General features: G+C 70.9%; 18 protein-coding genes. 5 read left to right on the top strand and 13 right to left on the bottom strand.

Going from position 1 to position 20,026, the window contains the following annotated elements:
• Positions 1-7: 7 nt before the first annotated feature.
• The 3 genes from ABEA43_RS14545 to ABEA43_RS14535 are packed head-to-tail and all read right to left on the bottom strand — an operon-like array spanning position 8 to position 1,607.
• Complete coding sequence (locus tag ABEA43_RS14545; protein WP_345562000.1) at positions 8-409, bottom strand: anti-sigma regulatory factor; 402 nt, start codon at positions 407-409, stop codon at positions 8-10.
• Positions 406-771, bottom strand: a complete 366-nt coding sequence (locus tag ABEA43_RS14540) for an STAS domain-containing protein (protein ID WP_345561999.1) — start codon at positions 769-771, stop codon at positions 406-408. The genes ABEA43_RS14545 and ABEA43_RS14540 overlap by 4 nt, the downstream gene beginning before the upstream one ends.
• Positions 771-1,607 (bottom strand): STAS domain-containing protein, encoded by an 837-nt coding sequence (locus tag ABEA43_RS14535; protein ID WP_345561998.1) that lies wholly within the window; start codon positions 1,605-1,607, stop codon positions 771-773. Before ABEA43_RS14535 ends, ABEA43_RS14540 begins: the two co-directional genes overlap by 1 nt.
• 398 nt (positions 1,608-2,005) lie before the next feature.
• On the opposite strand from ABEA43_RS14535, the gene ABEA43_RS14530 reads away from it, so the two are divergent.
• Complete coding sequence (locus ABEA43_RS14530; RefSeq protein ID WP_345561997.1) at positions 2,006-2,650, top strand: biliverdin-producing heme oxygenase; 645 nt, start codon at positions 2,006-2,008, stop codon at positions 2,648-2,650.
• A gap of 13 nt (positions 2,651-2,663) precedes the next feature.
• Here the strand turns inward: ABEA43_RS14530 and ABEA43_RS14525 are convergent, their stop codons facing one another.
• The 6 genes from ABEA43_RS14525 to ABEA43_RS14500 all read right to left on the bottom strand — a co-directional run bounded on the left by ABEA43_RS14525 (position 2,664) and on the right by ABEA43_RS14500 (position 11,399).
• Positions 2,664-4,274, bottom strand: coding sequence for a glycoside hydrolase family 13 protein (locus ABEA43_RS14525; protein ID WP_345561996.1), 1,611 nt, complete (start codon positions 4,272-4,274; stop codon positions 2,664-2,666).
• A gap of 80 nt (positions 4,275-4,354) precedes the next feature.
• Positions 4,355-6,805: a CBM35 domain-containing protein gene (locus ABEA43_RS14520; RefSeq protein WP_345561995.1), complete on the bottom strand. Its 2,451-nt coding sequence runs from the start codon at positions 6,803-6,805 to the stop codon at positions 4,355-4,357.
• A 45-nt stretch (positions 6,806-6,850) separates the two neighbouring features.
• Complete coding sequence (locus ABEA43_RS14515; RefSeq protein ID WP_345561994.1) at positions 6,851-7,825, bottom strand: carbohydrate ABC transporter permease; 975 nt, start codon at positions 7,823-7,825, stop codon at positions 6,851-6,853.
• A 1-nt stretch (position 7,826) separates the two neighbouring features.
• Complete coding sequence (locus ABEA43_RS14510; RefSeq protein ID WP_345561992.1) at positions 7,827-8,747, bottom strand: carbohydrate ABC transporter permease; 921 nt, start codon at positions 8,745-8,747, stop codon at positions 7,827-7,829.
• Between the two features lie 12 nt (positions 8,748-8,759).
• Positions 8,760-10,124, bottom strand: coding sequence for an ABC transporter substrate-binding protein (locus tag ABEA43_RS14505; protein ID WP_345561991.1), 1,365 nt, complete (start codon positions 10,122-10,124; stop codon positions 8,760-8,762).
• Between the two features lie 258 nt (positions 10,125-10,382).
• Positions 10,383-11,399 (bottom strand): LacI family DNA-binding transcriptional regulator, encoded by a 1,017-nt coding sequence (locus tag ABEA43_RS14500; RefSeq protein ID WP_345561989.1) that lies wholly within the window; start codon positions 11,397-11,399, stop codon positions 10,383-10,385.
• Between the two features lie 132 nt (positions 11,400-11,531).
• Here ABEA43_RS14500 and ABEA43_RS14495 point away from each other — a divergent pair, with 132 nt between their 5' ends.
• The 3 genes from ABEA43_RS14495 to ABEA43_RS14485 all read left to right on the top strand — a co-directional run bounded on the left by ABEA43_RS14495 (position 11,532) and on the right by ABEA43_RS14485 (position 14,280).
• Positions 11,532-12,137 (top strand): TetR/AcrR family transcriptional regulator, encoded by a 606-nt coding sequence (locus ABEA43_RS14495; RefSeq protein WP_345561987.1) that lies wholly within the window; start codon positions 11,532-11,534, stop codon positions 12,135-12,137.
• 78 nt (positions 12,138-12,215) lie between these two features.
• Complete coding sequence (locus ABEA43_RS14490; protein WP_345561985.1) at positions 12,216-13,634, top strand: MFS transporter; 1,419 nt, start codon at positions 12,216-12,218, stop codon at positions 13,632-13,634.
• A gap of 64 nt (positions 13,635-13,698) precedes the next feature.
• Positions 13,699-14,280, top strand: a complete 582-nt coding sequence (locus tag ABEA43_RS14485; RefSeq protein ID WP_345561984.1) for a TetR/AcrR family transcriptional regulator — start codon at positions 13,699-13,701, stop codon at positions 14,278-14,280.
• 4 nt (positions 14,281-14,284) lie between these two features.
• Here the strand turns inward: ABEA43_RS14485 and ABEA43_RS14480 are convergent, their stop codons facing one another.
• Positions 14,285-15,514: a cytochrome P450 gene (locus tag ABEA43_RS14480; protein WP_345561983.1), complete on the bottom strand. Its 1,230-nt coding sequence runs from the start codon at positions 15,512-15,514 to the stop codon at positions 14,285-14,287.
• Positions 15,515-15,634: 120 nt separating this feature from the next.
• Here ABEA43_RS14480 and ABEA43_RS14475 point away from each other — a divergent pair, with 120 nt between their 5' ends.
• A complete protein-coding gene (locus ABEA43_RS14475; protein ID WP_345561981.1) occupies positions 15,635-17,011 on the top strand; it encodes an FG-GAP-like repeat-containing protein in 1,377 nt (458 codons plus the stop codon).
• A gap of 92 nt (positions 17,012-17,103) precedes the next feature.
• Here the strand turns inward: ABEA43_RS14475 and ABEA43_RS14470 are convergent, their stop codons facing one another.
• From ABEA43_RS14470 to ABEA43_RS14460, 3 genes are read right to left on the bottom strand one after another with little or no spacing between them, the layout of a single operon-like run.
• Entirely contained in the window at positions 17,104-18,726 is a 1,623-nt protein-coding gene (locus ABEA43_RS14470) for an ATP-binding protein (RefSeq protein WP_345561979.1), read from the bottom strand.
• A complete protein-coding gene (locus tag ABEA43_RS14465) occupies positions 18,723-19,415 on the bottom strand; it encodes a response regulator transcription factor (RefSeq protein WP_345561978.1) in 693 nt (230 codons plus the stop codon). Before ABEA43_RS14465 ends, ABEA43_RS14470 begins: the two co-directional genes overlap by 4 nt.
• A complete protein-coding gene (locus ABEA43_RS14460) occupies positions 19,412-19,978 on the bottom strand; it encodes a hypothetical protein (RefSeq protein WP_345561977.1) in 567 nt (188 codons plus the stop codon). Before ABEA43_RS14460 ends, ABEA43_RS14465 begins: the two co-directional genes overlap by 4 nt.
• Between the last annotated feature and the right edge of the window lie 48 nt (positions 19,979-20,026).

The raw sequence follows: 20,026 nt of genomic DNA, 5'->3' as shown, positions 1-20,026 counted from the left end.
GGACTCGTCACCTGGCCCACTTCGTCACCGTCACGGTCGTGCCCTTGCCCGGCGCGGTCAGCAGGTCGAACTCGTCGACCAGCCGGCGTGACCCGCCGAGCCCGAGGCCCAGGCCGGACCCCGTGGTATAGCCGTCGGTGAGGGCTTTTTCCAGGTCGGGGATGCCGGGGCCCTCGTCGTTGACGACCATCTTGAGCCCGCGCCTAGGCCCGTTCTGGACGACGGAGATCCGGACGTCTCCGCCGCCGGCGTAGACGAGGGCGTTGCGCGCCAGCTCGCTGGCCGCGGTCACGATCTTCGTCTGGTCGACGAGGGAGAGGCCGACCTCGACGGCCACGGTCCTGACGAGCTGGCGTACCGCGACGACGTCGGCGCTGCTCGCCACGCCCAGCTCCCGCTCGGCGCTCACGGCGTCGCGCCCCTGATGTGGTCCAGCAGCGCAACCCCCTTCTCAAGATTGAGCGCGGTACGGACGCCGCCCAGGGACAGCCCGAGCTCGACGAGCGTGATCGCCACGGCCGGGCGCATGCCGACGACCACGGTCTGCGCGTCGAGCATGCGGCACATCGCGGCGATCGTGGCCAGCATCCGCCCGATGAACGAGTCGACGATCTCCACCGCGGTGATGTCGATGATCACGCCCCTGGCGCCGTGCGCGACGACGGAGTCGGCCAGGTCCTCCTGCAGGGCCAGCACGGTCTGGTCCTCCAGGTCGAGCTGGATGGAGACGATCAGGATGTCGCCGAGTTTGAGTATGGGGACTCGCTGCACTACGCGTTCTCCGCCCGGACGGTGACCCGCGGGCCCGGCGCGCCGATCACCTTGACGCCGCCGCGCTGGAAGGCGTGCGCGAGCGCGTCGGCCAGCGAGGACTTGGTCACGATGTCGCCGAACTCGATGCCGAGGGTGACGATGGTGTGCGCGATCTGCGGGCGGATGCCGGAGATGACGCACTCCGCGCCCATCAGCCTTGCCGCGACGACGGTCTTCAGCAGGTGCTGGGCGACCTGGGTGTCGACGGCGGGGACGCCGGTGATGTCGATGACCGCGTGCTCGGCGCCGGTGTCGACCAGCGTCTGCAGCAGCTTCTCCATCACGACCTGGGTGCGTGCGGAGTCGAGCGTGCCGATCAACGGCACCGCCACGATGCCCTCCCACAGCTTGACCACCGGGGTCGACAGCTCCAGGAGCTGCTCGGCCTGATCCAGGATGATCTGCTCGCGGGCCTCCACGTACGTCTCGAACGTCAGCAGGCCCAGGTCATCGATGAGCCTGGAGAACCCGATGAACCCGCGCAGCGCGTCGGCTTCACCGTCGGCCTCGACGACCTCGTAGAGCGCTTCCTTCAGGGCGAAGACGCGCCTGGATGTGTCCGAGGGCGTGTGCCCGGCGCGGACCCGCGCACGCGACAGCTCGGAGAGCAGGCCGCGGACGTCCGCGAAGTCGTTCTTGCCCTCTTCGAGTGCGGAGAGCAGCGCCCGGTAGAGCTCCTGAAGCTCCTCCTGCGGCGCTTGGGCGATCTCGCTCCAGCGGCGGACGATCTGCTCCTCGTTCGCACGGAGAAGCTCTTCGATACGTCGCCTGGCTACATCGGCATGAACTGACAAAGATCACTCCAGATACGGCTGCTGGCAATGTGCTCGTATGTTAGTGGGAGAGCCGGTAAATCAGGGACTCCCGATTTGACCGACGGGTAGTGACTTCTGTGCGCTGGCTCACCTCCGGCGGCGGCATCCGGCCGTGGACCGGCATCACCACGACCGTCCCCCAAACCTAGGGGTGGCGCGAGAGTGTCCGAGGTCACTCTCTGGTATTACGCAGAGATTCCGACCGTGCGGTGACGCGGGCGGCCGGGCCGCCGGCGCCGCACCTCTTGACTTCCCTATTCCTGGGTACGAGAGAGGGGAGGCACGCTTTGCTGACATGGTGTCGTCATCAGCTTGACGCACGCCGCCGATGTTTGTGACACTTCGTCATGAAACCGTAGTGCGAGTAGAGGTGGGCCGTGACGACGTCGTTCTCCGAGACCTTGAGAAACGCCACATGGGCCGACCATGAGTCGGCCGAGTCCGAGAGCTATCTCTCGGAGCTGATGGCCGGCCGGCTGAGCGAACACGAATACGGCGAGATGATCGCCCAGCACTATTTCGCGTACCTCGCCCTTGACGGAGTGTCACGGGAGCTGGCCGCGCACCCGGTGGCCGGCCGGTTCGTCTTCCCCGAGCTCTACCGGGAGCGGGCGCTGGAGCGGGACCTGGCCACGGTGTACGGGGCGGGCTGGCGCGACCGGATCGCGCCGTCCAAGTCCACCCGCACCCTCGTCGCCCGCATCCACCAGGTGGCCGACTGGCCCGGCGGCTACATCGCCCACCACTACACCCGCTACCTGGGCGACCTGTCCGGCGGGCAGTTCATCAGGATGGAGCTGCAGAAGATCTACGGCTACGCCAAGGGCGGCGGCGTCGACTTCTACATCTTCGACGAGCTGGGCAGCCTGCCCCGGTTCAAGACCGAATACCGGTCGCGGCTGGACGAGCTGGAGCTGGACGAGCGCGAGGAGCAGCGGATCATCCGCGAGGTCAAGCTGGCCTACCAGCTCAACACGGAAGTGCTCGCCGAGCTCCTGCACGTCGTCAAGGCCGCCGCCTAGACAGGCCGGGCGGTCAGCGGCGCAGCCAGGCACAGGCGTGCGCCGGGAGGAGGCCGTCCGCGACGGGCGCGCTGGCCAGCAGGACCTCCACGTGCGCGGGCAGCGCGACGGCCGCGGCCGTGAAGTTCACCACGCAGGCGAACCCGCCCGGCCGGGCGAAGGCCACGACGCCCGCGCCCGCCTCCAGCCACGTGAGCGTCTGGGGCAGCCCGGCCACCAGGCCGCGGCGCAGGGCGAGGGCGGCCCGGTAGAGGGAGAGCATCGAGCCGGGATCGGCGGCCTGCGCCTCGGCGGTCAGCCCCTTCCAGGCCGCGGGCTGCGGCAGCCACGGCTCCGCGGCGGCCTCGGGAGGCGAGAAGCCGAACGGCGCCTGGTCACCCGACCACGGCAGCGGCACCCGGCAGCCGTCCCTGCCGCGGTCGGTGCGGCCGGACCGTTCCCACGTGGGGTCCTGCAGCAGCTCCTCCGGAAGGTCCTCCACCTCGGCCAGCCCCAGCTCGTCCCCCTGGTAGACGTAGACGCCGCCGGGCAGCGCGAGCGTGAGCAGCGCCGCCGCCCTGGCCCTGCGCGCGCCGAGCTCCGGGTCGCTCGGCGCGCCGTGCCGCTTGTCGCCCATGTCGAACGCGGTCCGCTCCCTGCCGTACCTGGTGACGTGGCGGATCGTGTCGTGGTTGGACAGCACCCAGGTAGGGGGCGCGCCGACGCTCTCGTGGGTGGCCAGCGTGGCCGCGATCACCTCGCGCACCGGCCCGGCCTCCCACGCGCCGACCAGGAACTCGAAGTTGAACGCCGAGTGCAGCTCCCCCGGCCGCAGATAGCGGGCGAACTGGGCGGGCGTCGGCAGCCACACCTCGCCCACGAACACCCGCTCCCCCGCGTACGCGTCCGACACCCGCCGCCAGGCGCGGTAGATCTCGTGCACGCCGTCGCAGTCCTGGTACGGCAGGTCCGCCGGGTCGGGATCGGCCCCGGCGTCGGGCAGCCCGTCCTTCTTGACCAGCCCGTGCGCCACGTCCACGCGGAATCCGTCCGCGCCCCGGTCGAGCCAGAAGCGCAGGATGTCCTCGAACTCCGCGCGCACCTCCGCGTTCTCCCAGTTCAGGTCGGGCTGCTGGGGCGCGAACATGTGCAGGTACCACTGCCCGTCGCCGGCCGGCGTCCAGGCCGGGCCGCCGAAGTAGGACTGCCAGTCGTTCGGCGGCAGCTCCCCGTGCTCGCCGCGCCCCGGCAGGAACCAGAACCGGTCCCTGGCCGGCCCGCCGGCGAGCGCCTCCTGGAACCAGGGGTGCCGCTCGGAGCAGTGGTTCGGCACCAAATCGATGATGATCCGCAGGCCGTGGGCGTGCACGTCGGCGATGAGCTCCTCGGCCTCGGCCAGCGTGCCGAAGACGGGGTCGATGTCCCGGTAGTCGGCGACGTCGTACCCGGCGTCGGCCATCGGCGAGACGTACCACGGGGTGAGCCAGAGGGCGTCCACGCCCAGTTCGCGGAGGTAGGGCAGGCGCCGCCGGAGCCCGGCGAGGTCGCCGATGCCGTCTCCGTCGCCGTCGGCGAAGCTGCGCACGTAGATCTGGTAGATCGCGGCCGTGCGCCACCAGGCGGCCGGGGTGAGGGCCATGGACATGCTCTCCTGACTGTCGCTGTTGCGTGGATGTGTGCGGGCGTCCCGCGCTCGGCGCGGGACGCCCTCGTGCCGGATGGCCGCTACCAGCCGCTGTTGCCCTGTCCGCGGACGAAGGTGTAGCCGGCCGGGTTGTTCAGGCCGCCGGCGGCGGCCCCGGTGACGGTGACGTGGCTCGCCGTGGCGCTGCCGGCCGCGTTGGCCTCGATGCCGTACGTGCCGGCGCCGGCGATGGTGACGTGGTCGAGGGTGAGGTTCGAGATCGTCTTCTGCCAGCTCAGCAGCAGCCCCTGGTAGGTGCTGTCGTTGACGGTCACGTCCCTGACCACGACGGGCGCCGTGATCTCGCGCGACTCGGCGTAGATCCACACCGCGCCCTGGCTGCTGTTCCAGTCGTTGTTCCAGCCGCCGGTCCTGGTCAGCGTGTTGCGCTGGACCGAGGTCGTGCCGCTGAACGGCTGGGACTGGTGCCAGGTGCTGATGGCGATGCCCGCGGCGGTGTAGACGGTGTCGGAGAACAGGTTGTCCTCGATGCGGTTGCCGTTGCCGCCGTAGATCGCCGCGGTGTTGGACAGCATCGGCAGCGTGGCGGTGTTGAAGGTGAACGCGCTGCCGGTGACCGGCGTGGTGTGCGACCACATGGCCAGGGCGTCGTCGCCGGTGTTGCGCAGGACGCTCTGGTCGACGCGGGTGCCGGTGACCGCGTCGTTGAGGTTCACGCCGTCGGCGAAGGTGTCGCGGATGCGGACGCCGGCCACGTACAGGCCGTCGGTGCCGCCGTTGACCCACAGGCCGACCTTGGCGTGCTCGACCCAGACGTGGTGGATCAGCGAGCCGGTGCCGAAGTTGCCCTCCATGGCCGCGTCGGTGGTGACGACGCCGTCCGGGTCGCGGTAGCGGACGTCGCCCGCGAAGGTGAAGTCGGCCAGCTGCACGTTGCCGCCGACGGCGTAGAAACCGCCGCGGCCGTTGCCGCCCCGGATGGTGGTGTGCCACATGCCGGCGCCGCGCACGGTGACGCCCGCGACGTTGATCCGCGTGCTCACGTCGAACGTCCCCGCCGGGATCCACACGCTCGCGCCCTGCGACTTGGCGGCGCTGATCGCGGCGTTGATCGCGGCCGTGTCGTCGCCGGAGCCGGGGACGGCGCCGTGGGCGGTGATGTCCACGGAGCCGGCGGGCGCGGTGTAGGCCGGCGCCACGACCTCGGTCTCGACCAGGTCCACGGTGACGGGGGTGGCGCCCTCGTTCTGCAGCTTGAGCACGGTTCCCGCCGGGTAGGCGGGCAGCGTCTTGCGCACCTCGTCGAAGAAGCGGTGGCCGCCGCCGAGCGCCGGGTCGTTCGGGAACGGGTAGTTTCCGTACACCCAGCTGTAGGCGGAGGTCAGGGTCAGGTCGGTGACCTTGGCGCCGTTCGCGTAGACGGCCAGCGGGGCCGTGGCGCCGGTGCCCGCGGCGTTGTCCGGGATGGAGTAGCGCACGACGATCGCTCCGGCCGGGCGGGTGAGCGTGAACTGGGTGTACTTCCCGGCCCCGTCCAGGCGGACGGCGCGGCGGCCCGAGGACTCCGAGGCGATCGTGCGGTAGGCGCGGTCGGGGCCGAGCACGGTGCCGTTGGTGGTGCCGTTCTCCGCCTCGTACGCGGTGTAGGGGACGGTGGCGCCGCGGGCGGCGAGGGTGCCGGCGCCGGCGACGCTGATGCCGTCGAGCGCGACGCCGCCGCCGGTGTCGCCGCCGTCGAACTGGTAGCCGATCAGGTTGAGGCCGGCGCGCAGGCCGAGCGTGTGGGTCGTGGTCAGCCAGCCGCTGCCCGCGGGCAGGGTGAGCCGGCCGGTTTTGACGCCGTTCGCGTACGTGCTGAGCGTCCGCGCGCCGCCCGTCGCGTTGGCGTAGCGGACGGTCGTGACGGCGTCGCCCGCGGCGGGCATGGTCACGGTGCGGATCACGCGGGCGCCCGCGCCGGTGAAGCCGGTGACGTAACCGGTGCCGCTGTAGCCGCCGGTCGCGGTCGCGACGCTCGTGCCGCCGGACAGGAACGCGCTCTCCATCTCGTACGGCAGCGCCGCCACGGGAGCCGCGACCGTGATGCCGTCCAGGTTGACGTTGCCCAGGTCCGTGCTGTCGAAGCGGTAGGCGATCGTGTTGGCGCCGGCGTCGAGGGTGAGCGTCTCGTCCCGCGTGCCCCAGGCGTTCCAGGCGCCGACGGCAGGCAGCGGCGTCTGGCGGATGCGGGAGCCGTTGACGTACACGGACAGCGACATCGGCGCGCCGGTGCCGTTCGCGTAGCGCAGGCTCACCACCGCCGCGCCCGCCTGGGCGGCGGAGACGGTGAAGGTGGTGGCGGCGCGGCCCTTGTTCCCGTCGGTGTACCCGGCGACGAAGCCGGTGCCGGTGTAGCCGCTGTGCTCGGTGCTGACCGCCGCGCCGCCCGACAGGACCGCGGACTCGGCCTGGTAGGTGGTGGCGGCGGCTTGAGCGGGGGCGGCGAGCACGCCGAGGGAGACGATCGTGGCGAGTAACAGTCTTCGGAGCATGGCGAACTGAACTCCTTACCTTTTTCGGGGGGTGTGGGCGCCCGGTCAGCCCTTGAGCGCGCCGGCCGACAGCCCGTTGAGGATGCCGCGCTGGAAGATCATGAAGATGACGATCATCGGCAGGCTGGCGATGGCGAGCGCGGCGAACATCTCGTTCTGCGGGACGTACCCGGTGAACGCCATCCGGCTCAGCGCCACGCTGAGCGACTGCGCCTGGGGGTCGCGCAGCACCAGCAGCGGCCAGAGGAAGTCCTTCCAGGCCCCGATGATCGCGAAGATCGACACCACGGACAGCACCGGCCGCGACAACGGCAGCACGATGCTCCACAGCACGCGCAACCGCCCGGCGCCGTCGATGGCCGCCGCTTCCAGGAGGTCGGCGGGGATCCGGTCGAAGAAGCGCTTGAGCACGTAGATGTTGAACGCGTTGGCCGCGGCCGGCAGCCACAGCGCCCACGGCGAGTCGACCAGGTTGACGCCGAAGATCGGCACGTCGACCACGGCCAGGTATTTCGGCACCAGCAGCGCGTCGGCCGGCAGCATGAGGCTGGCCAGGATCAGGCCCAGCACGACCTTGCCGAACAGCGGGCGCAGCTTCGACAGCGCGTACGCCGCCGCCACGTCCACGACGAGCGTGACCAGCCAGACGCCGGCCGTGTAGAAGGCGGTGTTGAGCAGGAACCTGCCGAGGTCCAGGCGCTCCCACGCGACGGCGAAGGTCTCGGGGTGCCAGCTCCCCGGGACGAGCGTGGGCACCGGCTCGGCCAGCTCGGCCGGGGTCTTCATGGCCCCCGTGACCATCCAGTACAGCGGGAAGACGAAGATCAGCGCGAACAGCACGGCCATCGCCGCCAGCACGATCCAGTAGACGGCCCTGCGGTGGCCCCTGCTGAGGTCGGCCTGCGAGATCAGCGTCCGCGTGGCCGCCTCGCGGCGCGCCCGCCGTACGGGAGGCCGGGACGGGGTGGCGGGCGGGGTGGCGGGCGGGGTGGCGGCCGGGCGCGCGGTGGTGAGGGTCATCTCAGTCCTTGTCACGGGTCAGGCGCAGGTACGCGGCCGAGAAGGCGCCCAGCACCACGAACAGCAGCACGCTCATCGCCGCCGCCAGGCCGAAGTCGTTGTTGACCGTGAAGGCGTAGCGGTAGACCAGCACCATCACCGTGATCGTGTCCGGGTTGGTGGTGCCGGTGAGCTGGTACGGCTCGATGAACACCTGCATGGTGGCCACGATCTGCAGCAGGAGCAGGACCAGCAGGATGAAGCGCATCTGCGGCAGGACGACGTGCCTGATCCGCTGCCGGACGCCCGCGCCGTCGAGCTCGGCGGCCTCGTACAGCTCGCTGGGGATGGTGGCCAGGCCGGCGAGGTACATGATCGTGGCGCCGCCCATGTTCGCCCAGGTCGAGACGAGGACCAGGGAGATCATCGCCATCTTCGGCGACTGGGTCCAGTCCGAGGCGGGCAGGCCGAGCCCGGTCAGGATCGCGTTGAACAGGCCGGAGCCCGGGTCGTAGAAGTACTGCCAGAGCAGCACGCTGACGATCGGCGGCAGCATGACCGGCAGGTAGACGGCGATCCTGAAGAAGCCCCTGAGGTGACGGAACTCGTTGATCACGATGGCGACCACGAACGGCACCGCGTAGCCGAACAGCAGCGCCAGCCCCGTGAACTCCAGCGTGTTGCCCCAGGCGGTGAAGAACAGCGGGTCGTCGAACAGGGCGCGGAAGTTGTCCCAGCCGACCCAGATCGGGTCGGTGACGAAGTTGACCTGCTGGAAGCCGAGGATGACGCCCCTGACCAGGGGATACCAGGAGAACAGGGCGAAGCAGGCGACGCCGGCCGCGAGGAAGGCCCAGGCCTGCAGGTTGCCCGCGACCCTGCCGCGCGGTTCGGTGCTCTTGCCGGCGACGCGGTGCCGGTGCGGCGCGGTGCTGACCGCCATGGAGTCGTTCCCTTACTTGACGGTCGACAGAATCTGGTTGACCTGCTTCTCCGCATCGGAGAGCAGCTGAGTGATGTCGGCGTCCTCGTCGGTCAGGACCTTCTGCATGACCGTGTCGAGGGCGGCGTAGATCTGCTGGGCGTTCGGCGGCTCCAGCTTGACCGGGATGCGGGCGAGCGCTTCGGCGAAGGGCGCGAAGTTCTCCGTGGGGATGGTCGCGTGCTTCTTGGTGGCGGCGAGCTGCTTCTGCTCGGAGCCGCCGGTCCACACGTTCGGCTCGGGCAGGCCGACCGGCAGGCCCTTGGCCGCCGACCGCTCGTTGTCGGCGTCGATGCGGTCGGGGTTCTTCTTGAACGTCAGCCAGGCCAGCCCCGCCTTGATCTTCTCCGCGCTCAGCCCGGCCTTGAACATGTAACCGCTGCCGCCGCCGAGCGTGCCCTGGCCGCCGGGGATCGGGCCCATGCCGTAGTCGTCGTAGGTGCCCTTGAAGCGGGTGACGGTGTTGGTGAGGTCGCCCGTCGAGCCGATCTGCTGGCCGAGCTTCTCGGTGGCCATCAGCTTGACCAGGTCGTCGTACTCCAGGAGCTGGCGCTGCCCCATCGAGTCGTCGGTCCAGCGCATGTCCTTGAGCTGCTGCAGGACCTGGCGGCCCCGGTCGTCGTTGAAGGCGGCCTGCCAGGCGCCGCCGCCGTCCTTGACCGCGACGTCGCCGCCGAGGGAGTAGATCTCGGCGGTGAAGTGCCAGCCGCCGGTGTTGGACTTGCTGTAGTCGCCGTAGCCGACGACGCCGCCGCCGAGCGCGGAGATCTTCTTGGCGTTCTCGCGGACCTCGGTCCAGGTGGCCGGCGGGCGGTCCGGGTCGAGCCCGGCCTTCGCGTACAGCTTGCGGTTGTAGAGCAGGCCGAGGGAGTAGTTGTCGTCGGGGAGCCCGTACACCTTGCCGGCCTGGTCGGAGAAGACCTTCATCAGGCCCGGCTTGTAGTCCTTGGTGACCGGGAATCCGGCCAGGTGCGGGCTGATGTCCGAGACCTGCCGCTTGGCGATGAGGTTCTGGGCGTCGGTGAGGTAGACGTAGAAGACGTCTTCGAGCTGGCCGCCGGCGATCTTGGCGCTGAACGTCTGAGGGTCCATGAAGCCCTCCTTGGCGTCGATCCTGACGCTCGGGTTCTTCGCCTCGAACGCCTTGACGTCGGCCTCGAAGACGGCCCTGTTGTACTCGTCGGTCGCGGGAGGCAGCCCGTTGACCGTGATGGTCACCGGGCCGCCCGGCGACGCGGCGGTCTCGGCGGCCCCGCCGCCGCACGCCGTGGAGGCCATGGTCGCGCAGAGGGTCGCGCAGACGGCCAGTGACTGCCCGATGGGCTTGCCGCGCTTCATCACTAGCGATCCCTTCCGTGGGTGGAACCCCTTGTGACCGGTTCCGTGGATGGACCTGGGCAGCCCGGATCGCCAGCGGTACGCGGGTGCCGCCGTTCGTGTCAAAGGCTGGTTGCCGACGTGTCGACTGGAGGTTTCTGAGCGCCGAGGTGTTGCCCAGAACCGTAGAACCGCACTCGCCGGATGTCCAGAGAGTGACGCAAGAATCTTGCTGTGATATGAAATTTACTGACAGACCCTCCGGGCCGCCGGCAGCCGCTAGCGGGCGGCTCCGCCGGCGCACATGCCGGTGGAGCCGCGCACGATCAGCTCGGGGTCGAACAACACCTCGTCGACGGGCACCACATGGCCATGGATCTGCGACATCAGGGCGGCGACCGCCGCGCCGCCCATGGCCGCGATGGGCTGGCGCACGGTGGTCAGCGGCGGGTCCGTCACGTTCATCAGGCTGGAGTCGTCGAACCCGACGACGGACACGTCCGCGGGGACCCGCAGCCCCAGCTTGCGCACGGCCCTGATGGCGCCGAGCGCGAGCGCGTCGCTGGCGCACACCAGGGCGGTGACGCCCTCGCCGCCGACCAGCCGCCCCGCCGCGTTGGCGCCGCCCTGCATGGAGAAGATCGTGTGCGCCACGAGAGAGCGCCACCCCAGGTCACCGCGCTCCTCGGCATGCGCGGCGTACGCGGCGAGCTTGCGCGCGGACGGGACGTGCCCGACCGGCCCGAGTATCAGGCCGATCCGCTCGTGGCCCAGCGCCCGCAGGTGGCCGAGCGCCTGCTGCACGGCGACGCCGTCGTCCACGCAGACCCTGGGCACGTCGAGGTTCTCGTCGGCGGCGTTGATCAGCACGATGGGCAGCTTCCGCTCGCGCAGCGCCTTGACCTGGGCCGGCCCCGCGTCGGCGTAGCTGCTGCCGATGAAGACGATGCCGCCGACGTTCTGGGCGAGCAGCATCTCGACGTAGTGCGCCTCCGGCAGCCCGTCGGCGGTGCGGGTGCACAGGACGGGAAGCAGGTTGTGCCTGATCAGCTCGGTGACGAGGAGCTCGGCCATGGCGGGGAAGATCGGATTCTGCAGCTCGGGCAGCACCAGGCCGATGAGCGGGGCCCGGTCGTTGCGCAGCTTCTGCGGGCGCTCGTAGCCGAAGACGTCGAGCGCGGTCAGCACGGAGTCGCGGGTGGCCTGGGCGATGCCGGGCTTGTCGTGCAGCACCCGGCTGACGGTCGCCACGCTCACCCCGGCGAAGGCGGCCACATCGGAGAGTCGTCTCGGCATGAGGGGATGTTACAACGACTACTGCAAGAATGAAAATGAGTTACGCAAAAAATCGACAGTTACGTGACGGCGCTCGGCCGCCTGTCTCAAGGGGGCGGCACGTGACGGGCGGGGCGGCCTACCATGGGAGCCATGCCCCGCATCTCCGCCGCCACCATCGGCGAGCACCGCGCCCAGACGCGCGACCGGATCCTGCAGGCCGTCTCGCGCCTGTCCAAGGTGCAGGGCATCGACGCCATCTCGATGACCGACGTGGCCGGCGAGGCGGGCATCACCAGGACGGTCCTGTACAACTACTTCCCGGACAAGGCCGCGCTGCTGCTCGCGTTCACCGAGCGGGTCACCCAATACTTCATCGACAGCTACGAGCGGGAGCTGCCCGCGGGCGCCTCGCCGGCGGACCGGTTGCGGGCGTTCGTCCGGCTCCAGCTCGCCGGGCTGCTCGCGCACCCGCACCCCGGTGCGGCGGATCTCAGCGCGGCGCTGGGCCCCGACGCCTACCAGCAGCTCGCCGAGCACGTCGCGCCGATGCAGCGGATTCTGGTGGAGATCCTGGACAACGGCGTCGAGGCGGGCGACTTCCGGGTGCTCGACATCGGCGCGACGGCGCGGATGATCATGGCGGTGGTGGGGGCCGAGCGGGTGCCGCTGATCAGCGGCGAGGTGACGGTGGAGACGGCGGGGGCGCTGGTGTGCGAGTTCGTGCTGCGGGCCCTCGGGAGCGCGCAGTCCCGCTAGGAGCCTGTGCAGCGGGCGCTCGGGAGCGCGGCGCGGGGGCGCGGGCCCTCCGGGGCACGGCGGTGACAGGATTGGACCATGACAGAAGGCCCCAACGAGCTCGCGGCGAACCACCACATCGAGCTCAAGTCGGCTCGCGGCCGGTGGATCCTCGGGGCCACCGTGCTCGGCTCCGGGCTCGCGATGCTCGACAGCACCGTGGTGAACGTCGCGCTGCCGTTCCTGGGCAAGGACCTCGACGCGGGCATGGCCGGGCTGCAGTGGACGATCAACGCGTACACGCTCACCCTGGCGGGGCTGATCCTGCTGGGCGGGTCGCTCGGTGACCGGTACGGCCGGCGGAAGGTCTTCCTCATCGGCACCGTCTGGTTCGCCGTGGCCTCGGCGCTCTGCGGGCTGGCCCAGAACATCGAGTTCCTGATCGCGGCCAGGGCGCTGCAGGGGATCGGCGGCGCGCTGCTCACGCCGGGCTCGCTGGCGATCATCCAGGCGTCGTTCATCCGGCACGACCGGCCGCGGGCGGTGGGCGCGTGGTCGGGGCTGGGCGGGGTCGCCAGCGCCATCGGGCCGCTGCTCGGCGGCGGGCTGGTGCAGACGGCCGGCTGGCGGTGGGCGTTCCTGATCAACCTGCCGTTCGCGGCGCTCATCGTGTTCGTCGCGCTCCGGCACGTGCCGGAGAGCAAGGACGAGCAGGCCGCGGGGCGCTTCGACGTGCTCGGCGCGGTGCTCGCGGCGCTGGCCCTGGCCGGGATCACCTACGGGCTGATCCAGAAGGGGGTGTCGATCCCGCTGGTCGTGGGGCTGGCGCTGGGCGCGGCGTTCGTGGTGACCGAGATCCGCAGGTCGCCCGACGCGCTGGTCCCGGTGAGCCTCTTCCGCGATCGCGTGTTCTCGGCGGTGAACGTGGTGACGCTGATCATGTACGCGGCCATGGGCGTGGTGTTCTTCCTGCTCGTGGTGCAGCTCCAGGTGGTCTCCGGCTTCTCCCCCATCGTGGCCGGGCTGGCCATGCTGCCCACGACGATCCTGATGATGCTGCTGTCGGCCAGGGCCGGAGAGCTGGCCAAGCGGGTCGGGCCGCGCTGGCCGATGACGATCGGGATCCTGGTGGCGGGCGCCGGGTTCCTCTGGATGAGCACGATCGGCTTCCACGCCTCCTACCCGTTCCAGGTGCTCCCGGCGGTCACGGTCTTCGGCCTCGGGCTGTCGGGCGCGGTCGCGCCGCTGACGGCGACCGTGCTGGCCACCGCCCAGGAGCGGTACGCGGGCACGGCCAGCGGCATCAACAACGCCGTCGCCCGCACGGGCAGCCTGCTCGCGGTCGCCGCCGTGCCGCCGCTGGTCGGGCTGGTGGGCGACGCGTTCGAGAACCCGCCGGTGTTCGACGCGGGATTCCGGACCGCGATGCTGATCAGCGCGGGGATGATGGTGCTGGCGGCGCTGATCACCTTCGTGACCATCAGGACCAACGTCCTGATGGACGATGACGACGACTAGCCGGTCCTGTTGGCGACCATATTCCTATCCTGGACACGATGTCTAGCGTTGCTATGATGCAGCCATGTCCGCCATCGCGAAGCGCCGCGAACGTGAACGCGCCCAACGCCATCAGCTGATCATCACGACCGCCCGCGAGCTGGCCGAGGCCGAAGGGTGGGAGGCGGTGACGACGCGCAGGCTGGCCGAGCGCGTCGAGTACAGCCAGCCCGTGCTCTACAGCCACTTCAACGGCAAGGACGCCATCCTGAGCGCCGTCGCCGTCGAAGGCTTCGGTGAGCTCGCGGCCCGCCTGCGGCATACCCGGCTGGCCGCCCCCGAGCCGCCTCAGGCGCTGCACGCGGTCTGCCGTGCCTACCTGGAGTTCGCGACCGAGCAGCCCGCCCTCTACCAGGCCATGTTCGTCCTGCCGACCGATGTGAAGTTCGCGCACGCCGAGACGCCGGCCCCGCTGCGCGCCTGTTTCGACGAGTTCGTGAGCTGCTTCCCTCCGGACGACCCGCGACGCGAGCTGTTCGCCGAAGTCACCTGGAGCGCGTTGCACGGCATGGCCGCCCTGTCGGAAAGCGGCCGGATCCCCCCGAGCGCCCAGGCGGAGCGGCTCGACCTGCTCGTCACCCGGATCGCCGGCCCACCGAGCGGCTGAGCCGCTAGAAGGTGAACGCCTGGCTGCGGACGCTGTTGTCGAAATTCGACAGCAGCAGCTCGGGCTCGCCGACCGAGCGGATGCCGGGCAGCCTGGTCAGCAGCTCACGGAACATCGTGCGCATCTCCTGCCTGGCCAGGTTCGCGCCGAGGCAGAAGTGCGGGCCAGGCCCGCCGAAGCCGACGTGCGGCTTGGTGTCGCGGGTGATGTCGAACGTGTCCGCGTGCTGGAAGACCGACTCGTCGCGGTTGGCCGAGCCGTAGAACAGGACCACCTTGTCGCCCTTCTTCAGCTCCAGGCCGCGCAGCGAATAATCCTCGGTGACCGTGCGCCTGAACTGCATGATGGGCGACACGTAACGGACCATCTCCTCGATGGCGCCGTTGATGTGCCGGTCGAAGTCGCTCAGCAGCAGCTCGCGCTGCGCCGGGTTCTCCGTGAGGAGCCTGATGCCGTGGGCCATCGTGTTACGCGCGGTCTCGTTGCCCGCGACCAGCAGCAGCGCGAAGAACGAGCCCAGCTCGCGGTCGGCGAGCTTCTCCCCGTCCGGGTTGGCGTTGACCAGCAGGGAGACCAGGTCGCCCTTGGGGTCGGCGGCGCGTTCGTGGCCGAGCTTGATGACCATGCGCTGGAGCGCCAGCAGGGCCAGCATGTTCTGGCCGGCCATCTGCACGCTGCGTGCCAGGCTGGGGCGCACGCCGGTGTAGGCGGTGGAGACGTCGACGTGCTGGTGGACCTTGTCGCGCAGCTCCTGCGGGATGTCGAGCATGTCGCAGATGACGTGGATGGGCAGCTTGGCGGCCACCTGGGAGACGAAGTCCCTCGGGCCCTCCGCCACGACGCCGTCCACGATGCGCGCGCAGGCGGCCTCGATGTCGCTCTGCAGGTTGGCCAGCATCTTCGGGCTGAACGAGCGGGTGACGATCCTGCGCAGGCGGGCGTGGCGGGGGTCGTCCATGTTGACCATCGACTCGCCGAACACCTGCTTCACCCAGCCGGGCGGCTCGGGGTTGGTGACGGCGGGCTCGCTGGAGAAGATCTTGGCGTTGCGGCTGGCCTCGACCACGTCCGCGTGGCGTACGAGGGCGTAGAAGCCCTTGCCTGAGCGGAGGAACGGCACCTTCTTCTCGGGGAAGAACACCGGAAGCTCCTGTTGCCGGAGCTGGGCGAAAGCCTCATTTCGCTCTTTAAGGGATTTGCGCCAGAAATCCAGATCCGCGAGATCGATGTCCACCCGTCTATCCTGGCACGTTCCCGGCTCAGCGGGACCCGGCGGCCGATGTGCATCCTGCCCTCCTGGCCCGTTCTCGCGGCGTTCAGGCACGGTTCGACCGGTGTGGACATTACTTCCGGTATGAATGCGCTGCTCGCCGCCTGCCTGGTTCTTCCTCTCGCTTCCGGTACGGCCCCCGCCGCGGCTCACGCGTGCGGCGGGCACCCGCTCGACTTCGACGGCGACGCCCGGCCCGACCTCGCCGTGGCCGCGCCCTACGACGGCTCCAGGGCCGGATCGATGACCGTGATCTACGGCTCGGGGAAGAAGGTGAAGCTCTCCCAGGAGGGCGCGGAGCCGGGCGACTCGTTCGGGTCGGCGCTGGCCGTGGGCGACTTCGACGGGGACCGCTGCGCCGACCTGGCGGTGGGGGTGTCGGAGGAGTTCGCGGGCGAACGGGTGCCCGGCGGCGACGGGAACGGCGTCGTCCAGCTCTACCACGGCTCCCCCGGCGGCCTGGTGGCGGGCAGGCAGCTGGCGCTGGCCAAGCCGTCGAGCGATCGGTTCGGGGCGTCGCTGGCGGCCGGGGACCTCGACGGGGACGGCAGGGACGAGCTCGTCGTGGGCGCGCCCAGCCACCGGTCGGGCGGGGCGGTGACGGTGTACTGGATGAAGGGCCGCAAGCCGTACCAGATCACGCAGAAGACGCCGTGGGTGCGGCAGGCGGCGAGCGTCACCGACCAGTGGGGGGCGGCGCTGGCCACCGGCGACTTCGACGGCGACGGCCGGGACGAGCTCGTCGTCGGCGCGCCCGCCGACAGCGTCAAGCTGGACGGGCAGGGCTCGGTCACCGTGATCGACGTACGCGGGCGGCGGGCCCGGCAGCTCACGCAGAGCACGCCGGGCATCAAGGGGGCCTCGGAGAAGTGGGACGGGTTCGGCGCGGCGCTGGCCACCGGCGACTTCAACGGCGACGGCCGGTCCGACCTGGCCATCGGCGTTCCCGGCGAGGGGCTCAGCGCCAACCAGCGGGCCATGGACTACGGCGACGGCACCGTGGACGTCCTGTACGGCTCCCGGGGCGGTCTCAGCGCCTACAAGAGCGAGGCCTGGTCGCAGAACTCGCTCCAGGGCGTGCCGCGCTACTACGACCGGTTCGGGGCGTCGCTGGCGGCCGGGGACTTCAACGGCGACGGCCACGACGAGCTGGCCGTGGGCGTGCCCGGTGAGAAGGCGGTCCAGGTGCTCATGGGACGCGCGTCCGGCGGGCTCACCCGGGCCGGGAACCTGCTGGTCAAGGGCGAGGGCCGGGACTTCGGCGCCTCCCTGGCGGCGCTCCCGCAGGGCGGGCGCTACCGCTCGCTGGCCAAGCGGCCGCCGCTGTACGGGCTGGTGGTCGCCGCCCCCGACCAGGGCCTGGTCCTGTACGCGCCCGGCGCGCGCAAGCCGGGCCTGCGGCTCGGCAAGGTCCGCCGCCTCAGCAAGGGCACCGGCCTGTACGGCTACGCCTTCGGCTGAGCTTCCACCACCTGAGCCTGCGTCAGCTCGGCTGAGCTTCCACCACCTCAGCCTGCGTCAGCTCGGCTGAGCTTCCTTCGGCTGAGGCGGCGTCAGCTCGGCAGGGCTTTCTCCGGCGTAACCGCGGCCTGCCCGTCGACGGGCAGGATCACCCGGAACAGAGCGCCCTTGCCCGGCCGGCCCTCCGCCACGACGATGCCGCCGTGCGCCTCCACCAGCGTCGCCGCGATCGACAGCCCCAGCCCGGACCCGCCCAGGCTGCGCGCGGGATCGGCCCGGTAGAACCGCTCGAACACGCGCTCCGCCACCTCCGCGGAGAACCCCGGCCCTTCGTCGGCCACCTCCACCACGGCCTGGTCGCCGTCCACGCCGACCCGCACCTGGAAGGCCGTGCCCGGCGGGGTGTGGGTGAGCGCGTTCGTCACGAGGTTGTTGAGCACCTGCCCGAGCCGCGACTCGTCCCCCGTCACCATCACGTCGCCCTCCTTGCCGAACAGCCGGACCAGCTCGATCCGCCGGTCGGGCGCCAGGGTCTGGGCGTCGATCACCGTCGTGGCCGCCAGGCTGAGCAGGTCCACGGGCCGCATGGCCAGCGCGCGCCGCTGGTCGAGCCTGGCCAGCAGGAGCATGTCCTCCACCAGCAGCCCCATCCGGGCCGCCTGCCCCTCGATGCGGCTCAGCAGGCGCACGGCCTCGGCCAGGTCCTTGTCCTCCCCCAGCCGGTACAGCTCCGCGAACCCCCTGATCGACGTCAGCGGCGTGCGCAGCTCGTGCGAGGCGTCGGCCATGAACCTGCGCATCAGCTCCTCGGAGCGCTTGGCGGCCGTGGCGGACGCGCGGGCCGACTCGGCCGCCGCCTCGCGCTCGCGCGCGGCCGACTCGATCTGGGCGAGCATGGTGTTGAGCGAGCGGCCGAGCTTGCCGACCTCGGTGGTGCCGGCCCAGAGCGGCACGCGGCGCGACAGGTCGCCGCCGGCGATGTCCTTGGCCGTACGCGCGATCTCGCCGAGCGGGCGCATGCTCCGGCGTACCAGCCAATAACAGGCGAATCCGAGCACGATGAGCGTGCCGCCGCCGCCGACCGCCACGATCAGGCCGAGCTGGGAGACCGTGCCGTCCACGTCGCCCAGGCTGATGGCGAACACCCGGCTCTCCCCCAGCCTGCCGGGAACGGCGACCACCCGCCAGCTCGGGCCGCCCGCGGCGCGGGAGTCCACGGTGAAGGGCCGCCCTTGGCGCGCGACGACGTCGGCGCCGGTCAGCCGGGGCAGGGCGGGCGTGTGCTCGTCGGTCGACTCGCTGAGCGTCCTGATCGCGACGCCGCCGGAGTCCAGCAGCACCGAGTGGAACAGGCCGAAGAGGCGCTGCGGGCGCGCCTCCGGGCGCAGGTCGGGGGGCGGCGGCACGTCGCGTACGGGCCTGCTGGCGGCGCGCAGCTGCTGGTCGACGCGCTCGACGAGGTAGCCGCGCAGCAGCCGCACGGCGAACAGGCCCGTCAGGGTGATGGCGAGGGTGACCAGGAGGAGGGTGGCGGAGACCAGCCGCAGCCAGAGCGGGGTCCGCGCGAGCTGCTTGCGCACCGCGAGCCACCGCCTCAGCGCGCTCCCCTTCCGCTGCGCGCCTTTGTCCGCGGCGCCCTTCCCCGAGGCGGCCTGCGCCGTGGCGCTCTTTCCCGAGCCGCCCTGCTCCGGGGCGCCCCTTCCGTTGGAGCTCATACGCGGGGCGGGCGGAGGATGTAGCCGACTCCGCGCAGCGTGTGCAGGTATTTGCGCTCGCCGATGTCCACCTTGCGCCGCAGATAGGACACGTACGACTCGACCAGCCCGACGTCGGTGCGCCAGTCACCGTTCCAGACGTGGTCGAGGATCTGCGTCTTCGACAGCACCCGGCCGACGTTCAGCATGAAGTACTGCAGCAGCCTGAACTCCGTGGGCGACAGCCTGATCGGGATGCCGTCGCGCCAGACCTCGTGGGTCTCCTCGTCCAGTTCGAGGTCGGCGACCTGGAGGCGGTTCGGCGGCGGCGTCCCCCTGCGGGTCCTGCGCAGCACGGCCCGGATCCTGGCGATGACCTCCTCCAGGCTGAACGGCTTGGTCACGTAGTCCTCGCCGAGCCCCAGCCCGGCGAGCCGGTCCTCCGGCGTGTCCTTGGCCGTCACGAACAGCACCGGCACCCGGCGGCCACGGGACCGCAGCCTCCCGGCGACCGCCAGGCCGTCCAGGTCGGGCAGCATCACGTCGAGCATCACCAGGTCCGGCGTGCTCTCCTCCGCCACCCGCAGCGCCTCCATGCCGTCGGCCGCCGTCAGCACCTCGAACCCGGCCATGCGCAGGCTGGCCGAGAACAGCTCCCTGATGTTGGGCTCGTCGTCGACCACCAGCAGCCTGGCCTCGGGTTCGTTCATCGCGGGCCTCCTCCCTGGAATCCCTGCCCGCCCTGGGTGATCGACGCCGCGGCCACCGAGCCGTCGCCGCCCTGCTGGCCACGCACGACCACCGAGGTGCCGGTCTCCAGGTCGGACACCTTACCGGGCTTGGAAATCTGGACGGTGGTCTGGTCCGTCGTGGTCACCGTGACGGTGGCGCCGTCCGTGGTCTTCACGTAGACCTTGCCGCCCTCGACCTTCTCCACGGTGCCGACGGTGCCGCCGCCCATCCGCTGCCCGCCGCCGGGCTGCTGCTGGCCGCCACCCGGCTGCTGGCCGCCGCCGGGCTGCTGGCCGCGCTGGTTGTAGCCGCCGGGCAGCTGCTGCTGGCCGTACCCGCCCGTGGAACGTTGCGGCCCGCCCGCCACCGTGGCGGCGGGCGTGCCGAACAGCTTGCCCGCCTGGATGCCGATGAGCACCCCGGCCACCAGGACGACGCCGGCGGCCAGCGCCAGGGTGAGCTTCGACGGGCCCCGCCTGGGCTGCACGGCGAGCTCTTCCCGCAGGTCGTCGGGGAACGGGGAGGAGTCCAGCTGGTCCATGCGATTCTCCTTGGTCATGGCGCGAGTTGGGGGGCGCGAGTTGGGGGC

Source organism: Nonomuraea rosea (assembly GCF_039539705.1).
Classification (GTDB): Bacteria; Actinomycetota; Actinomycetes; order Streptosporangiales; family Streptosporangiaceae; genus Nonomuraea; species Nonomuraea rosea.
This window is presented reverse-complemented; position numbering and strand designations above follow the sequence as displayed.

What these genes read in the sequence shown, in the direction of transcription:
- ABEA43_RS14525 (WP_345561996.1), bottom strand. Translation starts at nt 4,274, where the DNA reads ATGTCCATGGCCCTCACCCCGGCCGCCTGGTGGCGCACGGCCGCGATC.
- ABEA43_RS14520 (WP_345561995.1), bottom strand. Translation starts at nt 6,805, where the DNA reads ATGCTCCGAAGACTGTTACTCGCCACGATCGTCTCCCTCGGCGTGCTC.
- ABEA43_RS14515 (WP_345561994.1), bottom strand. Translation starts at nt 7,825, where the DNA reads ATGACCCTCACCACCGCGCGCCCGGCCGCCACCCCGCCCGCCACCCCG.
- ABEA43_RS14510 (WP_345561992.1), bottom strand. Translation starts at nt 8,747, where the DNA reads ATGGCGGTCAGCACCGCGCCGCACCGGCACCGCGTCGCCGGCAAGAGC.
- ABEA43_RS14505 (WP_345561991.1), bottom strand. Translation starts at nt 10,124, where the DNA reads ATGAAGCGCGGCAAGCCCATCGGGCAGTCACTGGCCGTCTGCGCGACC.
- ABEA43_RS14500 (WP_345561989.1), bottom strand. Translation starts at nt 11,399, where the DNA reads ATGCCGAGACGACTCTCCGATGTGGCCGCCTTCGCCGGGGTGAGCGTG.
- ABEA43_RS14495 (WP_345561987.1), top strand. Translation starts at nt 11,532, where the DNA reads ATGCCCCGCATCTCCGCCGCCACCATCGGCGAGCACCGCGCCCAGACG.
- ABEA43_RS14490 (WP_345561985.1), top strand. Translation starts at nt 12,216, where the DNA reads ATGACAGAAGGCCCCAACGAGCTCGCGGCGAACCACCACATCGAGCTC.
- ABEA43_RS14485 (WP_345561984.1), top strand. Translation starts at nt 13,699, where the DNA reads ATGTCCGCCATCGCGAAGCGCCGCGAACGTGAACGCGCCCAACGCCAT.
- ABEA43_RS14475 (WP_345561981.1), top strand. Translation starts at nt 15,635, where the DNA reads ATGAATGCGCTGCTCGCCGCCTGCCTGGTTCTTCCTCTCGCTTCCGGT.
- ABEA43_RS14470 (WP_345561979.1), bottom strand. Translation starts at nt 18,726, where the DNA reads ATGAGCTCCAACGGAAGGGGCGCCCCGGAGCAGGGCGGCTCGGGAAAG.
- ABEA43_RS14465 (WP_345561978.1), bottom strand. Translation starts at nt 19,415, where the DNA reads ATGAACGAACCCGAGGCCAGGCTGCTGGTGGTCGACGACGAGCCCAAC.
- ABEA43_RS14460 (WP_345561977.1), bottom strand. Translation starts at nt 19,978, where the DNA reads ATGGACCAGCTGGACTCCTCCCCGTTCCCCGACGACCTGCGGGAAGAG.